Annotated in this window: 18 protein-coding genes; 6 read left to right on the forward strand and 12 right to left on the reverse strand. The window is 34.2% G+C overall.

What is annotated here, in order from left to right; translation table 11 throughout:
• Positions 1-92: 92 nt before the first annotated feature.
• From liaF to F0527_RS08660, 3 genes are read left to right on the forward strand one after another with little or no spacing between them, the layout of a single operon-like run.
• A complete protein-coding gene (gene liaF, locus F0527_RS08650; protein ID WP_150284520.1) occupies positions 93-785 on the forward strand; it encodes a cell wall-active antibiotics response protein LiaF in 693 nt (230 codons plus the stop codon).
• Positions 782-1,828: a sensor histidine kinase gene (locus F0527_RS08655; protein WP_150284521.1), complete on the forward strand. Its 1,047-nt coding sequence runs from the start codon at positions 782-784 to the stop codon at positions 1,826-1,828. The genes liaF and F0527_RS08655 overlap by 4 nt, the downstream gene beginning before the upstream one ends.
• Positions 1,803-2,438: a response regulator transcription factor gene (locus F0527_RS08660; protein WP_150284522.1), complete on the forward strand. Its 636-nt coding sequence runs from the start codon at positions 1,803-1,805 to the stop codon at positions 2,436-2,438. The genes F0527_RS08655 and F0527_RS08660 overlap by 26 nt, the downstream gene beginning before the upstream one ends.
• A gap of 270 nt (positions 2,439-2,708) precedes the next feature.
• On the opposite strand, the gene F0527_RS08665 is transcribed toward F0527_RS08660, so the two are convergent.
• From F0527_RS08665 to F0527_RS08705, 9 genes are all read right to left on the reverse strand, one after another.
• The gene (locus F0527_RS08665) at positions 2,709-2,921 is read right to left on the reverse strand and encodes a lipoprotein (protein ID WP_150284523.1); all 213 of its coding nucleotides are present in this window, start codon (positions 2,919-2,921) and stop codon (positions 2,709-2,711) included.
• A 72-nt stretch (positions 2,922-2,993) separates the two neighbouring features.
• The gene (locus tag F0527_RS08670; protein WP_066787531.1) at positions 2,994-3,209 is read right to left on the reverse strand and encodes a helix-turn-helix domain-containing protein; all 216 of its coding nucleotides are present in this window, start codon (positions 3,207-3,209) and stop codon (positions 2,994-2,996) included.
• Positions 3,210-3,219: 10 nt separating this feature from the next.
• Entirely contained in the window at positions 3,220-3,696 is a 477-nt protein-coding gene (locus F0527_RS08675; RefSeq protein WP_150284524.1) for a DUF2975 domain-containing protein, read from the reverse strand.
• Between the two features lie 160 nt (positions 3,697-3,856).
• Positions 3,857-4,207 carry a DUF2200 domain-containing protein gene (locus F0527_RS08680; protein WP_150284525.1) on the reverse strand — a complete coding sequence of 117 codons (351 nt, stop codon included), beginning with the start codon at positions 4,205-4,207 and terminating at the stop codon, positions 3,857-3,859.
• 299 nt (positions 4,208-4,506) lie between these two features.
• On the reverse strand, positions 4,507-5,277 hold the full coding sequence (locus F0527_RS08685) for a GNAT family N-acetyltransferase (protein WP_150284526.1): 771 nt from the start codon (positions 5,275-5,277) through the stop codon (positions 4,507-4,509).
• 432 nt (positions 5,278-5,709) lie between these two features.
• Positions 5,710-6,240: a GNAT family N-acetyltransferase gene (locus F0527_RS08690; RefSeq protein WP_150284527.1), complete on the reverse strand. Its 531-nt coding sequence runs from the start codon at positions 6,238-6,240 to the stop codon at positions 5,710-5,712.
• A gap of 15 nt (positions 6,241-6,255) precedes the next feature.
• Positions 6,256-6,684 carry a GNAT family N-acetyltransferase gene (locus F0527_RS08695; protein WP_150284528.1) on the reverse strand — a complete coding sequence of 143 codons (429 nt, stop codon included), beginning with the start codon at positions 6,682-6,684 and terminating at the stop codon, positions 6,256-6,258.
• A gap of 185 nt (positions 6,685-6,869) precedes the next feature.
• Positions 6,870-7,859: a nucleoside-diphosphate kinase gene (locus F0527_RS08700; RefSeq protein WP_150284529.1), complete on the reverse strand. Its 990-nt coding sequence runs from the start codon at positions 7,857-7,859 to the stop codon at positions 6,870-6,872.
• Between the two features lie 27 nt (positions 7,860-7,886).
• Positions 7,887-8,669, reverse strand: coding sequence for an MBL fold metallo-hydrolase (locus tag F0527_RS08705; RefSeq protein WP_150284530.1), 783 nt, complete (start codon positions 8,667-8,669; stop codon positions 7,887-7,889).
• Positions 8,670-8,869: 200 nt separating this feature from the next.
• Here F0527_RS08705 and F0527_RS08710 point away from each other — a divergent pair, with 200 nt between their 5' ends.
• Together F0527_RS08710 and F0527_RS08715 are read left to right on the forward strand one after the other, a co-directional pair.
• The gene (locus tag F0527_RS08710; protein ID WP_150284531.1) at positions 8,870-10,243 is read left to right on the forward strand and encodes a hypothetical protein; all 1,374 of its coding nucleotides are present in this window, start codon (positions 8,870-8,872) and stop codon (positions 10,241-10,243) included.
• Positions 10,244-10,479: 236 nt separating this feature from the next.
• Entirely contained in the window at positions 10,480-11,076 is a 597-nt protein-coding gene (locus F0527_RS08715; RefSeq protein WP_150284532.1) for a GNAT family N-acetyltransferase, read from the forward strand.
• A 53-nt stretch (positions 11,077-11,129) separates the two neighbouring features.
• Here F0527_RS08715 and F0527_RS08720 read toward each other — a convergent pair whose 3' ends face one another.
• Positions 11,130-12,770: a catalase gene (locus tag F0527_RS08720; protein WP_150284533.1), complete on the reverse strand. Its 1,641-nt coding sequence runs from the start codon at positions 12,768-12,770 to the stop codon at positions 11,130-11,132.
• Between the two features lie 375 nt (positions 12,771-13,145).
• On the opposite strand from F0527_RS08720, the gene F0527_RS08725 reads away from it, so the two are divergent.
• Positions 13,146-13,685: an ECF transporter S component gene (locus F0527_RS08725; RefSeq protein ID WP_066787556.1), complete on the forward strand. Its 540-nt coding sequence runs from the start codon at positions 13,146-13,148 to the stop codon at positions 13,683-13,685.
• A gap of 24 nt (positions 13,686-13,709) precedes the next feature.
• Here the strand turns inward: F0527_RS08725 and F0527_RS08730 are convergent, their stop codons facing one another.
• Positions 13,710-14,573 carry a pyridoxamine kinase gene (locus F0527_RS08730; protein ID WP_066787559.1) on the reverse strand — a complete coding sequence of 288 codons (864 nt, stop codon included), beginning with the start codon at positions 14,571-14,573 and terminating at the stop codon, positions 13,710-13,712.
• 151 nt (positions 14,574-14,724) lie between these two features.
• On the reverse strand, positions 14,725-15,861 hold the full coding sequence (locus tag F0527_RS08735) for a DUF4145 domain-containing protein (RefSeq protein WP_150284944.1): 1,137 nt from the start codon (positions 15,859-15,861) through the stop codon (positions 14,725-14,727).
• Positions 15,862-15,895: the final 34 nt, after the last annotated feature.

Here is a 15,895-nt window from a genome sequence, read left to right on the forward strand (position 1 = left end):
GATTGGACTTCTTCTGGACTATCGTTATACTAAAAAAGAGAAGCTGGTACTTCTCTTTTTTCTTATTTAATTAACTGGAAAGGAGGCAACCAATGACCCACCTTTCAACTAAAACACTTACAATGCTTGGAATTACGGCCTTTTTGCTAATTTTTATTGAAGCTACTTTTTTTGGAAATGGCAGTATAATGTTTGCCATTATAGGTGCTTTTTTTATGTATGTCAGCATACGCAGAAAACGCAAATGGCTGTTTTGGTTAGGTGTCATTTTTTTGGGTATTGCCCTACTCTCAATGTGGAGCTTACGCCTAGTTATCATCGGAGTGTTATTATACCTTCTATGGAAACTTCGAAAAGGTGAAGAATTTCACATATCTGTATCTAAACAACCGGCAGAACAAGCGAACTCATTTATTCAGAATAAATTATTTTCATTTCAAGGTACACCTATTGAGTCATACGAATGGCAAGATGTACATATACAAAGCCTTGCCGGTGATTTGCTGATTGATGTGACTCAGACTGTTTTACCTAAGGGGGCTTCATTGATATCTGTACGGCAAGGCTTTGGAAAAGTGAAAGTACTTGTGCCTTATGAAATACCTGTACGCCTGCATTATTCTACGTTTATCGGCGATGCGCATTGTTTCGGACAGAATTATCCCAGAATTTGGAACGATACGATTGCCGTTCGAAATGGTTATGAGAATGCAGAGGATTCTTCGGCTGAACTCATCATCACGGTTTCCACATTATTTGGGAATGTCGAGGTGATTCGCCAATGACGAAATTTTTGGCCCGAACAATGAGCTTATTTTTCGGAGAAATAATTATTTTCTCGCTTATTTTCTTTATTCTTTTTGATGGCCATTTCAATCAATGGAAAACACTTTGGGAAGAAAAGTATTGGAATTTGCCGGTCGCTATTCTATTCCTTATTCTGCTTTTTGCGATTAGCCTAAGCTTCTCTATAGGAGGTATATTCATCCTTCGCCAGCAGAGTAAAACGTTTGAAAATGCACTTCATAATATTGAAAAAAGTGATCCTATCCCGCCTAATTGGAGTGGCCCCCTTTCAATTCAAAAGTCATTAAATGAGATAAGTGAATTGATAGCTACTCAGCGCAAAAGCTTGAAAAAGCTGACAAATGATAAGGCAGTTAACCAAGATCAGCTCATTCAAGAACGTATTGTACAGGAAAGGCACCGACTTGCCCGGGAACTTCATGACTCTGTTTCTCAACAACTTTTTGCAGCTTCAATGCTACTTTCGACCATTAATGAAACAGCAGGAGATGCAACACCATCGACTAAAAAATTGTTAAAGCAATCGGAAGAAATTGTTCAGCAAGCCCAGCTTGAAATGCGGGCGCTATTACTTCACCTTCGTCCTGTAGCATTAAAAAACAAGTCGTTAAAACAAGGGCTAGAAGAATTGCTAGCCGAGTTACAGCAAAAAGTTACGTTCAAAATGCACAAACGATTAGAGGAAGTTTCCCTCTCTAAAGGTGCAGAAGATCATCTTTTCAGGATTGCTCAGGAGACACTTTCCAATACTTTACGCCATGCAAAAGCAACCGAAATGGAGCTGCTTCTTGTCGAACGAGATCAGCGTGTTATTTTCCGTGTTCAAGACAATGGTATCGGCTTCAAAACAACTGATGAAAAAGCCGGCTCATATGGCCTGCACAATATCGAAGAGCGCGCAGTCGAAATAGGAGGAACATATAAAATTGTCTCAGTACCATCGCAAGGAACGGTGATTGAAATTCAAATTCCAGTGGAAAAGGAGGTAATCTCCAATGATCAAGATACTGCTAGCCGATGACCATGAAATGGTGCGTATCGGCGTATCAGCATACTTGCAAGCACAACCCGATATGGAAGTCATTGCTGAAGCTGCTAATGGAGAAGAAGCAGTTCAATTAGCTTTAAAGCATAGACCAGATATCATTTTGATGGATATGGTGATGCCAATCTTATCAGGGGCTGAGGCCACTAAAGCTATCGTGAATGAATGGCCTGACGCTAAAATTATGATTGTCACCAGTTTCTTGGATGATGACAAGGTTTACCCAGCATTAGAGGCCGGTGCTATTAGCTATTTATTGAAAACAACTAACGCCAAGCAAATCGCCGATGCCATTCGAAGTACTTTCAATGGCACGCCCATCTTAGAACCAGAGGTTACAAGTAAAATGATGGCAAGAATGCGTCAGAAAAATGATCGTCCACTTCATGAAGAATTGACTGAACGTGAACATGAAGTATTATTGTTAATAGCACAGGGTAAAACAAATCAAGATATTGCTGATGAACTTTTTATTGCCTTAAAAACTGTTAAAACACACGTTAGTAATATTCTCTCCAAATTAGAAGTACAAGATCGCACCCAAGCTGTTGTTTATGCATTTAACCATCACCTAGTAGAAGCTTAAAGCTCTTACATATCAAAACCCAAGAATCATTTATTTTCAGATTCTTGGGTTTTGATTTTTTGATCTTTTGGGTGAGTTTTGTCGCTATCGCTGAGAGAATACTGGTTTTTCATCTCAAAGAATCTACATCTTTCATTTTTACGTTTATATTATATTTTTTTAACTTGTTTTTAAACTCATTCTTATTTAGAAATTTTTCTTTATTTCCTGTCTTTGTATCGATTATCCAAAAATATAACTCGTTATCTTCTAAATCTTTTTGTTTAGCTATTACATATTTTTGTTCCAACCCGCTTTAATTATTTCAGTAGGAACTACGGCTGGGCCCCACCCAATATCAGTTTTAGGAGCAATGGTGATTTCATGTCCAGAAGTTCTGATGATTGAGTAATTTCCTGGCAAATCAATATCATAATCAGCTAGGCCTGCACAACCACTAACTAACAACATAGCCCCAAAGAATAGAATAACTTTTTTATTCATTTTGATTAAACCTGCCTCAGATAACTAATATTTATTTATGTTTGAATATTAATTAAATGTAACTTTATCGATTTAAACTTCTTCATCACTTTTATATTCAAGAATATCCCCAGGTTGACATTCCAATGCCTTACAAATTGCGTCTAAGGTTGAAAACCTGATTGCTTTTGCTTTTCCATTTTTCAGTATTGAAAGATTCGCCATCGTAATGCCTACTTTCTCTGAAAGTTCAGTAACACTCATTTTCCTTTTAGCTAACATCACATCAACATTTACTATTATGCCCATTACCTACACCTCAGACTGTTAAATCGTTTTCTGATTTAAAATAAACGGCTTCTTGTAAAAGCTTTTGCAAAACTGCTGCAAAGACTGCAATTACTAAAGAAGCAAAAATTGGTACCATCCCCATGATAATCAAACCTGGAGCGTCATCCTTTTCTGCAATAAGATAAACGAATGGCATGATGACTACATATAGAAAACTGATAGTAACGGCACAATACTTTATACTTTTTAAAGAATTAATAGATATCTGAGAAAAAGATTGATTCTTATCAATATAATTTAACAGACAATATGATTTAAACAGAGCCAAATAAAATGGAATAGCTGATACAAAAATCACTACCAAAACAGGATATAACATACCGCTGTAATCTGGATTCACTGGATTATTTGGTAACCAAGACACTAAATAAATACAGAGAGCAAGAACTGGAATTCCCATCAAAAAAATAGCAATTTTCAAAAATAATGTTGATCCTGTTTTCAAAAAGAGCACCTCACTTTTTTATTCCTCTCTAAAAAACTAACACATTATTTATTGAAAAACAATAAATAAAAATTCTATTACATTAAATAAAAATTGTTACTTTAATATTAAAACAAATAAAAAACCACCAAATTGGCGGTCTTTTCATCCTTATGAGAACTCATCCGCGTAAAATTTTCCCCAACGCTTTCCCTTTAGCTAGCTCATCAATCATCTTATCTAAATAACGGATTTCTTGCATCAATGGTTCTTCAATATCTTCTACTCTGATACCGCAAACTACCCCTTTAATTAATCTTCGTGCTGGATTCAAATGAGGGGCTTTTGCAAAGAATGTCTCAAAATCCGAGCCTTGATCCAATTGTCCTTTTAGCTCTCCTTCGTTATAACCTGTCAACCAGCAAATGATTTTGTCAACTTCTTGCTTTGTTCGACCTTTTTTCTCTGCTTTATTAACATAATGAGGATAAACACTGGCAACGCTCATTGTATATATTTTATGTTTAACCATAATATCTCTGCCCTTCACTTTTATCTAAATATTTTTTCTTGTATGTTAAATACAGCACACTAATTAAATTTCCCGCTAATGCCAAGATACCATAACCTACTAAAGCAATTCCTCCTCTTTCACCTGAATAGCTTAATCGTTACTATTTTTCATTTTTTTCTTTCGGCTAATCCAAAATATTGTTAAAAGAAATGCAAGAATAAAACAACCAGCTAGAATGAGAGTGGAAGTTTCATATAGAAAAAAGTAAGCATTTTTTACTTCATACATGTTAATCGCTCCTTTAAACCTGTTAACTTCTATGTAAAAATTGAATATTTTATAGGATTAGTAAATCCTAACTTCTTTGCTAATTTTATAGATGTTGTATTGGATATATCACAATCCCATCGAGGAATTATATTATTTTTCAAACTATGGTTAATAAATATCTTAGCGATAATTTTCGCTAACCCTTGTCCTCTATAGTCGTTATGAGTAGCAATATCAATTTCCGCAAATTGTTCAGAAGCAAAAATTGACGTGCATTCGCTAATTACTTTTGCATCATGGAGAATAGCAAACCCAAAGCCCTTCTCTTCATAATTGTTGATAGATCCCCAGTATTCCACATAATAATTCTTATCAAATTCCTGGCTATTCTCTATTACTGTTGAGTTTAATTTTTTTAGAGAATAGTTAATAGGTAATTTGATTACATTGGCTACTTCCTTGTTAGCATCATAATTAAATGAAAATCTGACCAAGTGTCTTATTTCTTTTTCAAACTCCCCCAGTATTACTGAATCCCATATTTTCGAAGAAGAAAAGAGGGTGAATCGTAAGCCTTCTTCTTTCCTTTTTCTATAAAGATTAAAAAAAAAATCATTAAATTCTACATTTTCTGTTGCACCTACAATATAATAGATACCTATTGTTGTTTCAAAAAGGACTGTTTGATATAAATGAGAATCTGCATAAACTTTTCCAGGAATGTATCCATCCAATATTGAATAAATGAACGTTGGACATCTAGTGCCATTTAATTTTTTTTTTACATTTTTATATTCATTTATATCTAGTATGATCATTATCAATAAACCCCTTCAAATATTGTTAATAAATCACTTCAATATTCATTCAACATATTTTTTAATATAGCATAATAAAATGGTATACTCCTTAGTTAAGGGATATATTATAAGCTATTTTTTTAAATATTAAAAATCTTCAATTATACATAGCGAAGAAAATACTTATTGAATAGTGAATTAACATGTTCATTAGGAGGTGAATAGTCTTGAAGAACTTTCTATTCTATTGGCGAATATTTTTTCTTGTTACTCTACTGTTGCTTTTCTTAACAAATGTTATTAGCCTACGTACTTTTATAGCAATAATAGGTGGAATAGTTGTATTTGTTATAATTCCAGCGATTATTAAAGCACTGCAGAATAGGGAAAAAAGTCTAAGCAATAATTGATCAAGGCTCGTTATTGTTAAACTATAATTTAGTTAGGAAATCACTCTATGTGAAGATTCATAGTTTTCTTAGATAACTCCCAGAAATATAAGTCCTCAGTTTCTTTATATAATCTCGCTCCATTTTTTTCTAATACTTTGTGTGAAGCTTTATTTTCCTTTTCCGTATCAGCAATTACACGTTTAACATAAGGCTGCCCTAAAATCCAAGAAGCCAATATCTTAATTGCCTCTGTCATATATCCCTTCCTTTGGTAAAAAGGGAAGGTGAAATACCCAATAATAACCTCACCATTTTCATCGGGTAACCCTTTTAACATAATTCCACCTATAATAGAATTTAGCTCCTTGGATATTATGAGCCAATTTGTATGCCAATAATAGTTTGAGGAATCTATCAATACTTTAGATAATCTATATTTCATCGCATCTTTTATTTCTTCATCCAAAAGTAATTCACTTTTTTCCAAATGGAAAACATCCTGTAGCTTACATATATCATCAATAAATAATCTTAAGCTTTCAGCGTCTAATGGAACAATCCTTACTCTTTCTGTGTCTAGCTCCTTCATCTTATACGCTCCCTACTATGTATTTAGAGGTTTTCTAAACGAATAGCAAAATTTATCAAAGTTATTTTTATCTTCATAAAATCTATGTGCGTCTAATCGAGCTAATCCCGATTCTAATGCAATATATACGCATTGATTTTTTAGAGCTATTTCTTCTAGATATGTCATCATTGCATTTCCGTATCCCTTTGATCTATCTGAGGATTCTGTTACTAAATCATATAAAAACAAATGTTTTTTGTTATAAAAATTTGTTTGGATTTTAAAGCCAGCTATAGCTTTAATAACTCCGTGATCAGTAAGAGCTATCATTTGATACCCCTCACTTTGCATTACTTTAAATAGACTTACACAGTCCTTTTCGCTTATATCTGTACGGAGTTGAGTTATTAAAGGGAATGTTTCAAGTAAATTCTCGTTATCAATCTTTTTAAAATTATACATTTTAAAATCTCCTTATTCTGAGAGGGAAATTCTTATCTTGCCTCACATATAATTATTGTAAACACCTTTTCATCTTTAAACGATTAAGCGAATCAAACCGCTTTTGACCCTACCATCTTTTTTATCGTATGTCTTCTTATGCACTGAATAGCGTTCTTCCCTGCTTTAATGCAATTTTTGAGGTTTTACTTTTTCTTCTGGCAATATAAATTGGTTAATTGATTAAATTCGTATTTTCCTATTGAGATTGCACCAGCTACATCAAATCCATTTGTTCCACCACTTACAAAAAGGTCAAAATCATCCTCTACTATATCTTCAAGAATTTCAGCTTCTGTCAAAGTACGCCTAGGATCGTAAACTTGAACTCCATATAAACCTAAAGCCTTCAAATAATTTAACATTTCAGAGCTTATGTTCTTTAAAGGCAGATAATTAAGGATAACTAAACCTTCATTATCTCGTATCCATTCGAAAAATTCAGTTATGGATCCATGCATAGGTGTACCACTAATTGTTGGAGTCTTTTTCAATGGTAAATATCCTAGTAATTCAATATCGATATCTTTAAAATTAGTTTTATAGGTATAAACCGTAATCACTTCTAGTTTTCCGCTGTTTAGTTTATTAAATTCCCTTACTGCTTCAATTATAGAATAATCTTCACATAACAACCCAATATACTTTAAATTAGATTCCTGATCTATTTTTAGTAATTGATTAAGTATTTCATTAGTAGAACCTATTAATTTCACAGTTAAATCTGCATACTGCGAATATACAACAATGTTGCAGGATGGAAATAACAACTTAAACTGCAAATTATATTCGTTACCATGATCAGCAGTATGCAAAAGATTTCTCATATCATTTGATGTAAAACCATATTCTTTACGGAATGCCAACTTAATTTCTCTTAATTTGTGTGATGCTCCATGACCTCTTACCAGAAAGGAAATAATTTCACCACTAGATACATAATCAGCATACTCATCCATATTAAATGGAGAGGAAAAATGAGATAAAATATCTTTTTTTTGTAGTTGAGCCCTTTTTTTAAAAACAATCTCCAGGTTGTTTTTTTCTAATTTTCTTTTAAAACTGTCGTATACCTTTGGCTTAATTACTCCATCCGGTTTTAAAATAGCCAAACCATAATCCATACTATTGTCCATTTAAAACGCCCCTATAAGTTTTTAGAATTAAAAATGAATACTGAACCCGTTAAATTGGTGGATACCTGTACCAAATTTAACAAGCTTATTTGCCCACAAATACTCAACTGCCAATTTTACTTCTTCTAAAATTTTAGGTTTGAGCCCTAATGTGTTATGTGATCCGAAAACGATCGTGACATTTGGAATCTTTGATATTTTATCTAACGAGTTGACTAAATCTACAGGGTTGGTCGATGGATAAAAAGCATATATTGGCGTTTCATCATATAATAAATCTCCTGTAAACAAATAACCATTAGTTTCATCAAAAATCGAAAGGTGACCCGGTGAATGCCCAGGCGTATGGTAGATAACCAGCCTTCTATTCCCTAACTCTATTACATCTCCATGATGTAATAAGCCCGTTGGTTCTCCTTGGTATGGTTTATATGTTTCTGAATCAAATGTTTTAGGGGTAGGTATTGTTATATCTCTGCTTAGATCTTTTCGTATTTGCTCAATAGACAAGCCTTTAATCCCATGCACTAACCAATCTTTATCCCCTTCATGGACAAAAATATGTTCAAACTCTCCATGGCTTCCTATATGGTCAGCATGGACATGCGTTGTAAGAACTTCAATTGGTAAATCAGTTAATTGATTTGTAATTCTTTTTATATTATCAATTCCTAGTCCTGTATCAATAAGTACAGCTTTATCATTACCTAACAATAAAAACGAATGTACTTTTTCCCAGTGTCCATATTCGCTAATTGCATATGTATGTGTATCAATCTGTTGCACAGTAAACCACGTATCATTTAACATAATTTAGCCTCCAGGTAATTTACATTTATACTATATAACATTCGTGCTACTATGCATTAAACCCTTTGATTCTTGGGAAATTTCATAATATTTATAAGTCTAACTTAGTAATAAAATTGTCTTTTTTTATTTTTTAAAACTTAGAAAAGATTTTTCGTTTATAATAGAGTGAAAATATTGATAAAAAGAGGTGTTTAAAAATGAAGTGTATTAAATATTTTATAGGTTCATCTATTCTATTATTCATTCTTGTTATTGGAGCGCGTCTACCAGTTTCAGCAGCAAGCCCTGTCATCAACAATGTAAATACCGAAAAGTTGACTCGGAGTAGCACAGTGAAATTTCCTCCTGGATTTAATGTCAGAATTAATCCTCAAAAAAGTATTTCATTAATTTCAAATAATCGTACCTTTAATGTTTTCTTATCTTATGCCGATAGGTACGGAAAAACTATTAAGAAAATTGGCGTAACGAATGTCACGTTCAAAAATAAAATGATTGAAATGCCCAAAATGCCAGCTGGCGCCAAATCATTAAAAATTTTTGCAATTGTAGGAAATAAAATTTCAAAAGATCCTATCATTGTACCTATTTCAAATACAGCGAATATAATGGTGAATTATCCGAAGAATCGTTCCTTTATAGATATCAATAAAGAGGCAGGTGTATTTGCAGGAACATTAAAATGGGATGGTATGGGGAATGAAAATAAATTTACAAAATACGCCATCTATTCATATGAGCCACCTTTTTTCCCTTTGTCGTCAAAAGTAGCGGACAGAAATAACCTTGTTAAATTGGGAGAAGTCAAGGCAACTGGAAAAAAACGTTATAGCTTTACATTGCCTCCTACTAAAAAACATTATTTGAGGCTTGTTGTTCTGCCTGAAATTAAGGGTCAATATATATCGGCCTTAGACATAGATATTGATGAAACTAATAAACTATATAGTCAAAGAATTCGCCGCTATAAGGTAACAGATGACTATTCTGTATCCAAAGAAAAGCTAACATTAACGAAAGACATGCTATTTTATACAGATAATAATTTCTTTGAATTACTCCTACCAGTAGATACATTTTTCCCTTATACGTTTAAAGTGTATGACTCTAGAAACAGTACTGAATCATTTGATCAGTTTACATTTAATACAAAAGACATTAATTTAGGGACAACCCAATTCCATATAGATAACAAATATAAAGATGTTTATATAGAATTCACTAATAAATTGGGTCACACAAGTAACCGTGTTCACTACAAAGTTGAGCCAAAAGAATATCAAACAACATCTGAACTAACACGTAAAGACGTTGTTTTCCATAATAAAAAGGATACGAAAGATGACTATATTCTTGTAAAAAATGTTTCTAGAGGCGATTTAATTTTTGCTTATTACGCTAGCAAACATCGTAGAGTGGAAGTGAAGAAAGAATATATTCGCAAGGATGGCTCTATTAAAATTTCAACTGACCTAGAAGATGATGGTGGTACTCTCTATATTAAGTATAAAAAAGCTGGTTATTATTTAATATCTGAGAAATCCGCTATCCCTTATACTCAAGCTAAATAATTCATTAGAAAAAAGGATTGTCATATGGCAATCCTTTTAAATGTACATACTCATTGTTTCACAACCTTAATACTCCGCTTTCTCTAGTAACAATATTCTGTTAATATTGAATAACTATAAGTAAAGGGGGCGTTATATAATGACAAACTTAAATACAATATGCGGGGTACATTACTTGTAAGGGTTCACGTATAACTGCCCTATAAACTGCGTGGTCCCTAAAAACGGAGGGAAAATTGATAATTAGAGACTATAACCATCGTGATGAAACTGGTTGGGTAAGATGCCGCGCGCTTGCATTTTTGCAGACGGCTTATTTTGATAATGTTTTAACGAAGAAAGAACACTATCAAAATCCATCTATTGAGCTAGTTGCAGAGCATGATGGGCAAATTGTTGGTTTGATTGATGTTGAATATGCAGAAGAACAAACGGTATGTTCTCGTGGTGAAGGTTTAGGGGGAATGATTTGGCATATCGCAGTCCATCCTGATTTTTACCGACAAGGGATTGGACAACAACTACTCGTTGCAGCTGAAAATAGAGCGAAGAAATTAGGGTTAAATCGTTTGGAGGCATGGACTCGCAATGATCTTTGGGTACAAAAATGGTATAAAAGAATGCAATTTAATATTGTAGATTCCTATTATCACGTTTATTTCGAAGAAGATGAATTGCATCCCAACTATAAAAGCAGCATACCTGATTTATACTTAGTAAATACTTTCGCTCATTATGTTGGGAAAGATATCGAACAATTTAAAGATAGTAAGCGGATTCATGAGTGTGTTTGTTTTGAAAAATTCCTTTTTCTATCCTTAAATAATTCCTAAATAAAGCCTCCCCTACACCATAATTGGTGCAGGGGGAGGCTTTATACTTTTATTTAATATGGATCCGCTTTATGGCTCTTATCTACAGCTTCTTTTGTAGCTTCATTGGCAGCTCTAGTGCCTTCTCCATATTTAGAAATTCCCGCTTCTCGGCCAGGAAGTTTTGTTTCAGTTTGTTTTAACTCTTTCATTTTTTCTTGAATACCTTCTTTAACACGACGACCATAATCTTCATCGGCTTGTGAAAAATGTTCAATCATTGCATCTTGAATTCTTTTGTCACAAATAGCAAGCGCATTAGATAGGTTGTTAATTAGCTCATCGCGTTCCCAATCTTTAAAACTGCGATAAGTTTCGCCTGCTTGTCCGTAGTTATTCGGGCGGTCAATTGGCTCGCTCATAACTTGAGCATTATAAGATGGACGATGTTGTATACGCCCCTCCTTGCTTGCCTCTTTAAAACCACCAAGTACTGAAGGCTCATAATTAATGTGAGGATTTTCACCAGACTCTTGAGGATCTCTAGTATCCATTTGGCCACGTTGCTGGTTTGTATGCACAGGAACTTTTGGTGCATTGACATCTAATTTAAGATAATTTGACCCGATACGGTAACGTTGTGTGTCTGAATAAGAGAATGTTCTGCCTTGGAGCATTTTATCATCAGAGAAATCCATGCCATCTACTAATACACCTGTACCAAATGCAGCTTGTTCAATTTCTTCATGGAAATTAACCGGATTTCGATCTAATACCATACGGCCAACTGGCAACCATGGGAATTTGTCTTCAGGCCAAAGCTTTGTATCATCTAAAGGATCAAAATCTAGTTCTGGATGATAATCATCTTCCATAATTTGAACATATAATTCCCATTCTGGATAATCTCCACGCTCAATTGCCTCATATAAATCCTGTGTTGCATGCCCTACATTTTTACTTTGAATTTGATGTGCTTCTTCTTGTGTTAGATTTCGAATACCTTGCTTCGGTTCCCAATGATATTTTACTAACACTGCTTCGCCTTTTTCATTCACCCATTTATACGTATTAACACCAGAACCTTGCATATGGCGATATGTTGCTGGAATTCCCCATGGAGAGAACAAGAAAGTAATCATATGTGTAGCCTCAGGTGTTCTCGCTACAAAATCAAACATTCTTTGTGGATTTGGCACATTTGAAGCTGGATCTGCCTTAAAAGCGTGAATCATATCAGGAAACTTCATCGCATCACGAATAAAGAAAATCTTTAAATTATTGCCGACTAAATCCCAGTTTCCATCTTCTGTATACATCTTCACTGCAAACCCACGAGGGTCACGGTCAGTTTCAGGTGAATCCTTAGATCCTGCAACTGTCGAAAAGCGGACCATCAATGGTGTTCTTTTTCCTTTACCTGAGAACACTTTTGCTCGTGTATATTTCTCAACTGGTTCATCCCCTACTTTGCCATATGTTTCAAAGTAGCCGAATGCGCCGCTTCCTCTGGCATGTACCACACGTTCTGGTACTTCCTCACGGTCAAAATGAGAAATTTTTTCAATGAAATGATAATTTTCAAGTGTTGCTGGACCTCTGTTACCAACTGTTCGGATATTTTGGTTATCCGTTACAGGATGACCTTGGCGAGTCGTTAATATTTCGCGCTCTACATCTTGTTGTTGTTTGTTTTGTTTTTTATTCTCTGACAAACCTATTACCTCCTTTAACTTCTACTTCTTTTCTACCCCTTCTCCCTAAAATTTATACCAAGTAACTCATTTTTAGTTAATTTAAAAAAGGATTTACAACAATTTAGTAGGATATATAATTTCGTGTTAGTGTCGAACTTTTTATTAGTATAAGTAGACGTTTATAGTATTTATGATTATAAAAAATTATTATATAGCTGTTTATTTTTAGAGGATTTCATATCATGCTGACCCCTTTAAATTTATGAAAATTGATACTTTTAAAAAGATCAACCATTTGATAATCTTATTTACAGTTCAGTTTATTAAATAATTTAAAGAATTCAGCTTTTTTATTTTTAAGTTGATAGCTGAGGATTTATTAGGGGGAAAAGTATGCAAAAAACAATGGGGCATTCCACAAATAGAATTCGAACGTTTGATTTAATTACAAGTGCCATGTCAATAGCTTTAGTTTTCGTGGCCACCATGCTACTAAATATAAAGTTGCCGATTACAGCAAATGGCGGGTTGGTTCATCTCGGTACAGGCATGCTATTTATTATTTCCATTTTATTTGGTCCAAAAAAAGGAGCAATTGCCGGCGCTTTTGGGATGGGGCTATTTGATTTGGTTTCGGGATGGACGCTTTGGGCACCAATTTCCTTTGTTGCACGTGGCTTACAAGGATTTATTGTAGGCAAAATCGCTTGGTCAAGAGGGCGAAGTGGAAACAGCTTAATGCTCAACCTTATTGCAACGATTATTTCCATGCCTCCAATGATTGCTGTTTACTTTATTGGGGAAGGCTTCCTTTATGGAAATTGGATTGCACCAGCTGCATCTATTCCAGGAGACGTTGTTCAAAATGCTATTGGACTACTTGTATCCATTCCGGTCTGTATGTTCTTGAAGAAAATACCAACATTTAAATGAGAACTAAAAAACACACCTCTAGCACTAGAGAGGTGTGTTTTTTTTAAGAAGCATACCTAAAAATTTTTCAAAGTTAACTCCTGCTATTTTGGGGACGTCTTCTCTTGAAGTATCTTGTATGGCAGCAGCTAGAAACGATTCTGCTAGATGTACTGAATCATTAAGATGATCTCCTCGCATTATCCCACCCATAATGACCGAAGCAAACAAATCACCAGTACCCGAATAACTTAATCCATTGTACGGCATAGCCTTGTAGTTTATTTCTTCTCTATCTATGTACATATTCCCAATGAAGCGGCCTGTCCCCTCGCACTTAGGCGGAGTAACTCCAGTAATAATTACTTTAGCTCCGGTTATTAGTTGTAGGTTCTTACCTGCTTCTTCTAACGCTTGTATAAAATCATCATTTTGATAACTATATAATTTTTCATAGGATAAACCTGTTAATAAGCAGCACTCTGTAACATTTGGTGTGATAACATGCGCTAATTTTACGAGCTCTCTCATTCTAGATAGTAGATTATCGGTATAGAGCTTGTAGGCTGTCCCCCCATCTCCCATCACTGGATCTACCAATAGATGTGTATTTTCGGTTTGAAATTTTTCCAAGAATTTAAAAATATGATCTATTTGTTTTCTTCCGGTGACAAATCCTGTATGTATACCATCAAATTTCGCATCCATACTGCTCCACTCTTCAATAAAGTGAGGTATCTTATCTGTAAAATCTTCATAAAAAAAACTAGGATAATCCGTTTGTGCTGACAATATAGCTGTTGGCAAAGGACAAGCCTGCACGCCCATTACAGAAAGTACTGGAATAGCAGCGGTTAGTGAGCATTTGCCGAAAGATGATAGATCTTGTATGATTGCAACCTTCTTCATATTGCCTCCCTACTTAAAACAAAAATTGAAAGTATAAGTAGTATATCATTTTCGTTTCGCATTGGTAATTAAACTAGCATTAAAAAAATAGCCCAATGTTCTTTTTTCAAACAATTAGGCTATCTAACTTATTATATTAATAAAAACTCATTTATTGGACTGCTGCTTCTTGCATGTTTTTTTGCTTTTCAATCAATTGATTAAATAATTTTTCAACCGTCCCCTTACCAACCTTATCATATTTAGTTAAAATCACTAATTCCTTTGGAAGCTGGCCTACTGTACAAATATCATCCTCATTTAACTGCCTGATAAGTTGAGGAATTCCTCGAAATTCATTGTTTGAAAGCTTGATAATAGAAAGTTCGTCAGTTATAACAATGCACTGGTCTTTAAAAAATAAAAATAATTTACCTTCGTTTTCCGTTTGCATTCTTTTGCGCTCTACTTCTTCTTCAACAAATATTTTTAAATCCTTAAAAAGATTTTCTATATTCTGCTCTTGGTTTCTTTTTAAATGCTGCTTTAAATCATTTAAATTACTAGGCAGTTCACTCATCACGCGGACCTGTTGCTCTGCACCTAAGCGTATTAAAAATTTCTCTGCATGAGGAAATCGCTGTGGCAACAAATAAATATCTCTAAGAAAATAAGGTATATCAATTTGCTGACCTTGATAGGATATTGCTCTAATAACTCGATTCTCGTCTCCTTGTACTTCTTCTTCCTCTTCTTCTTTTCCTTCTTCTCTTTCTTTTAGCGACATAAGAAGTTCTTCAAGTGATTGTAATCTATCTTCAATTTCTTCTGTTGCAGATTGGTTTTGATTTGTCGGCAGCGGATCTTGATAAAGGGGGACTTTAAATTTTGCATCTCCATATGTGTCCACATACCATTTGATAATTTTATATAGTGCTTCCCATGATAATAAGGCTTCAGAGAATCGGAATGCTCGGGTTTCATGTGCGGCTTGGTTACCCATTTTCCTCACATGGTGTAAGGCATTGCAAATGTCTTCTGACAAGCATCCTTTATGCTGTAATAAATTAATTCTGTCTAACAGATTATCTGCTGGTTCTTCAAATTTTTTAATTTTAATGACTTGCTTCAAGATGTACTCCGATAACACCCTAGAATGAGTCAACATCATCCGTGGACTATTGAAAATTGTATTTTCTAGTTCTTTGGCCAATTGAGCCATTTTGGGTGAAATCGGTTCTAAAAATGCATAAAAATAAGAATCTGCTTCATTTTCTTTGTCATTGTATTCCTCTATACGATCTAACATCACAAGACATACACATCCTATCTTTTATCTATGG

This window comes from Rummeliibacillus sp. TYF-LIM-RU47 (assembly GCF_008638315.1).
Taxonomy (GTDB): domain Bacteria; phylum Bacillota; class Bacilli; order Bacillales_A; family Planococcaceae; genus Rummeliibacillus; species Rummeliibacillus stabekisii.

Bases quoted from the DNA above. Each gene is read 5' to 3' on its own strand.
- F0527_RS08660 (WP_150284522.1), top strand. From the start codon at position 1,803: ATGATCAAGATACTGCTAGCCGATGACCATGAAATGGTGCGTATCGGC.
- F0527_RS08695 (WP_150284528.1), bottom strand. From the start codon at position 6,684: ATGTATAATTTTAAAAAGATTGATAACGAGAATTTACTTGAAACATTC.
- F0527_RS08665 (WP_150284523.1), bottom strand. From the start codon at position 2,921: ATGAATAAAAAAGTTATTCTATTCTTTGGGGCTATGTTGTTAGTTAGT.
- F0527_RS08655 (WP_150284521.1), top strand. From the start codon at position 782: ATGACGAAATTTTTGGCCCGAACAATGAGCTTATTTTTCGGAGAAATA.
- F0527_RS08700 (WP_150284529.1), bottom strand. From the start codon at position 7,859: ATGGACAATAGTATGGATTATGGTTTGGCTATTTTAAAACCGGATGGA.
- F0527_RS08680 (WP_150284525.1), bottom strand. From the start codon at position 4,207: ATGGTTAAACATAAAATATATACAATGAGCGTTGCCAGTGTTTATCCT.
- F0527_RS08705 (WP_150284530.1), bottom strand. From the start codon at position 8,669: ATGTTAAATGATACGTGGTTTACTGTGCAACAGATTGATACACATACA.
- F0527_RS08690 (WP_150284527.1), bottom strand. From the start codon at position 6,240: ATGAAGGAGCTAGACACAGAAAGAGTAAGGATTGTTCCATTAGACGCT.
- F0527_RS08685 (WP_150284526.1), bottom strand. From the start codon at position 5,277: ATGATCATACTAGATATAAATGAATATAAAAATGTAAAAAAAAAATTA.
- F0527_RS08730 (WP_066787559.1), bottom strand. From the start codon at position 14,573: ATGAAGAAGGTTGCAATCATACAAGATCTATCATCTTTCGGCAAATGC.
- F0527_RS08710 (WP_150284531.1), top strand. From the start codon at position 8,870: ATGAAGTGTATTAAATATTTTATAGGTTCATCTATTCTATTATTCATT.
- liaF (WP_150284520.1), top strand. From the start codon at position 93: ATGACCCACCTTTCAACTAAAACACTTACAATGCTTGGAATTACGGCC.
- F0527_RS08735 (WP_150284944.1), bottom strand. From the start codon at position 15,861: ATGTTAGATCGTATAGAGGAATACAATGACAAAGAAAATGAAGCAGAT.
- F0527_RS08725 (WP_066787556.1), top strand. From the start codon at position 13,146: ATGCAAAAAACAATGGGGCATTCCACAAATAGAATTCGAACGTTTGAT.
- F0527_RS08670 (WP_066787531.1), bottom strand. From the start codon at position 3,209: ATGGGCATAATAGTAAATGTTGATGTGATGTTAGCTAAAAGGAAAATG.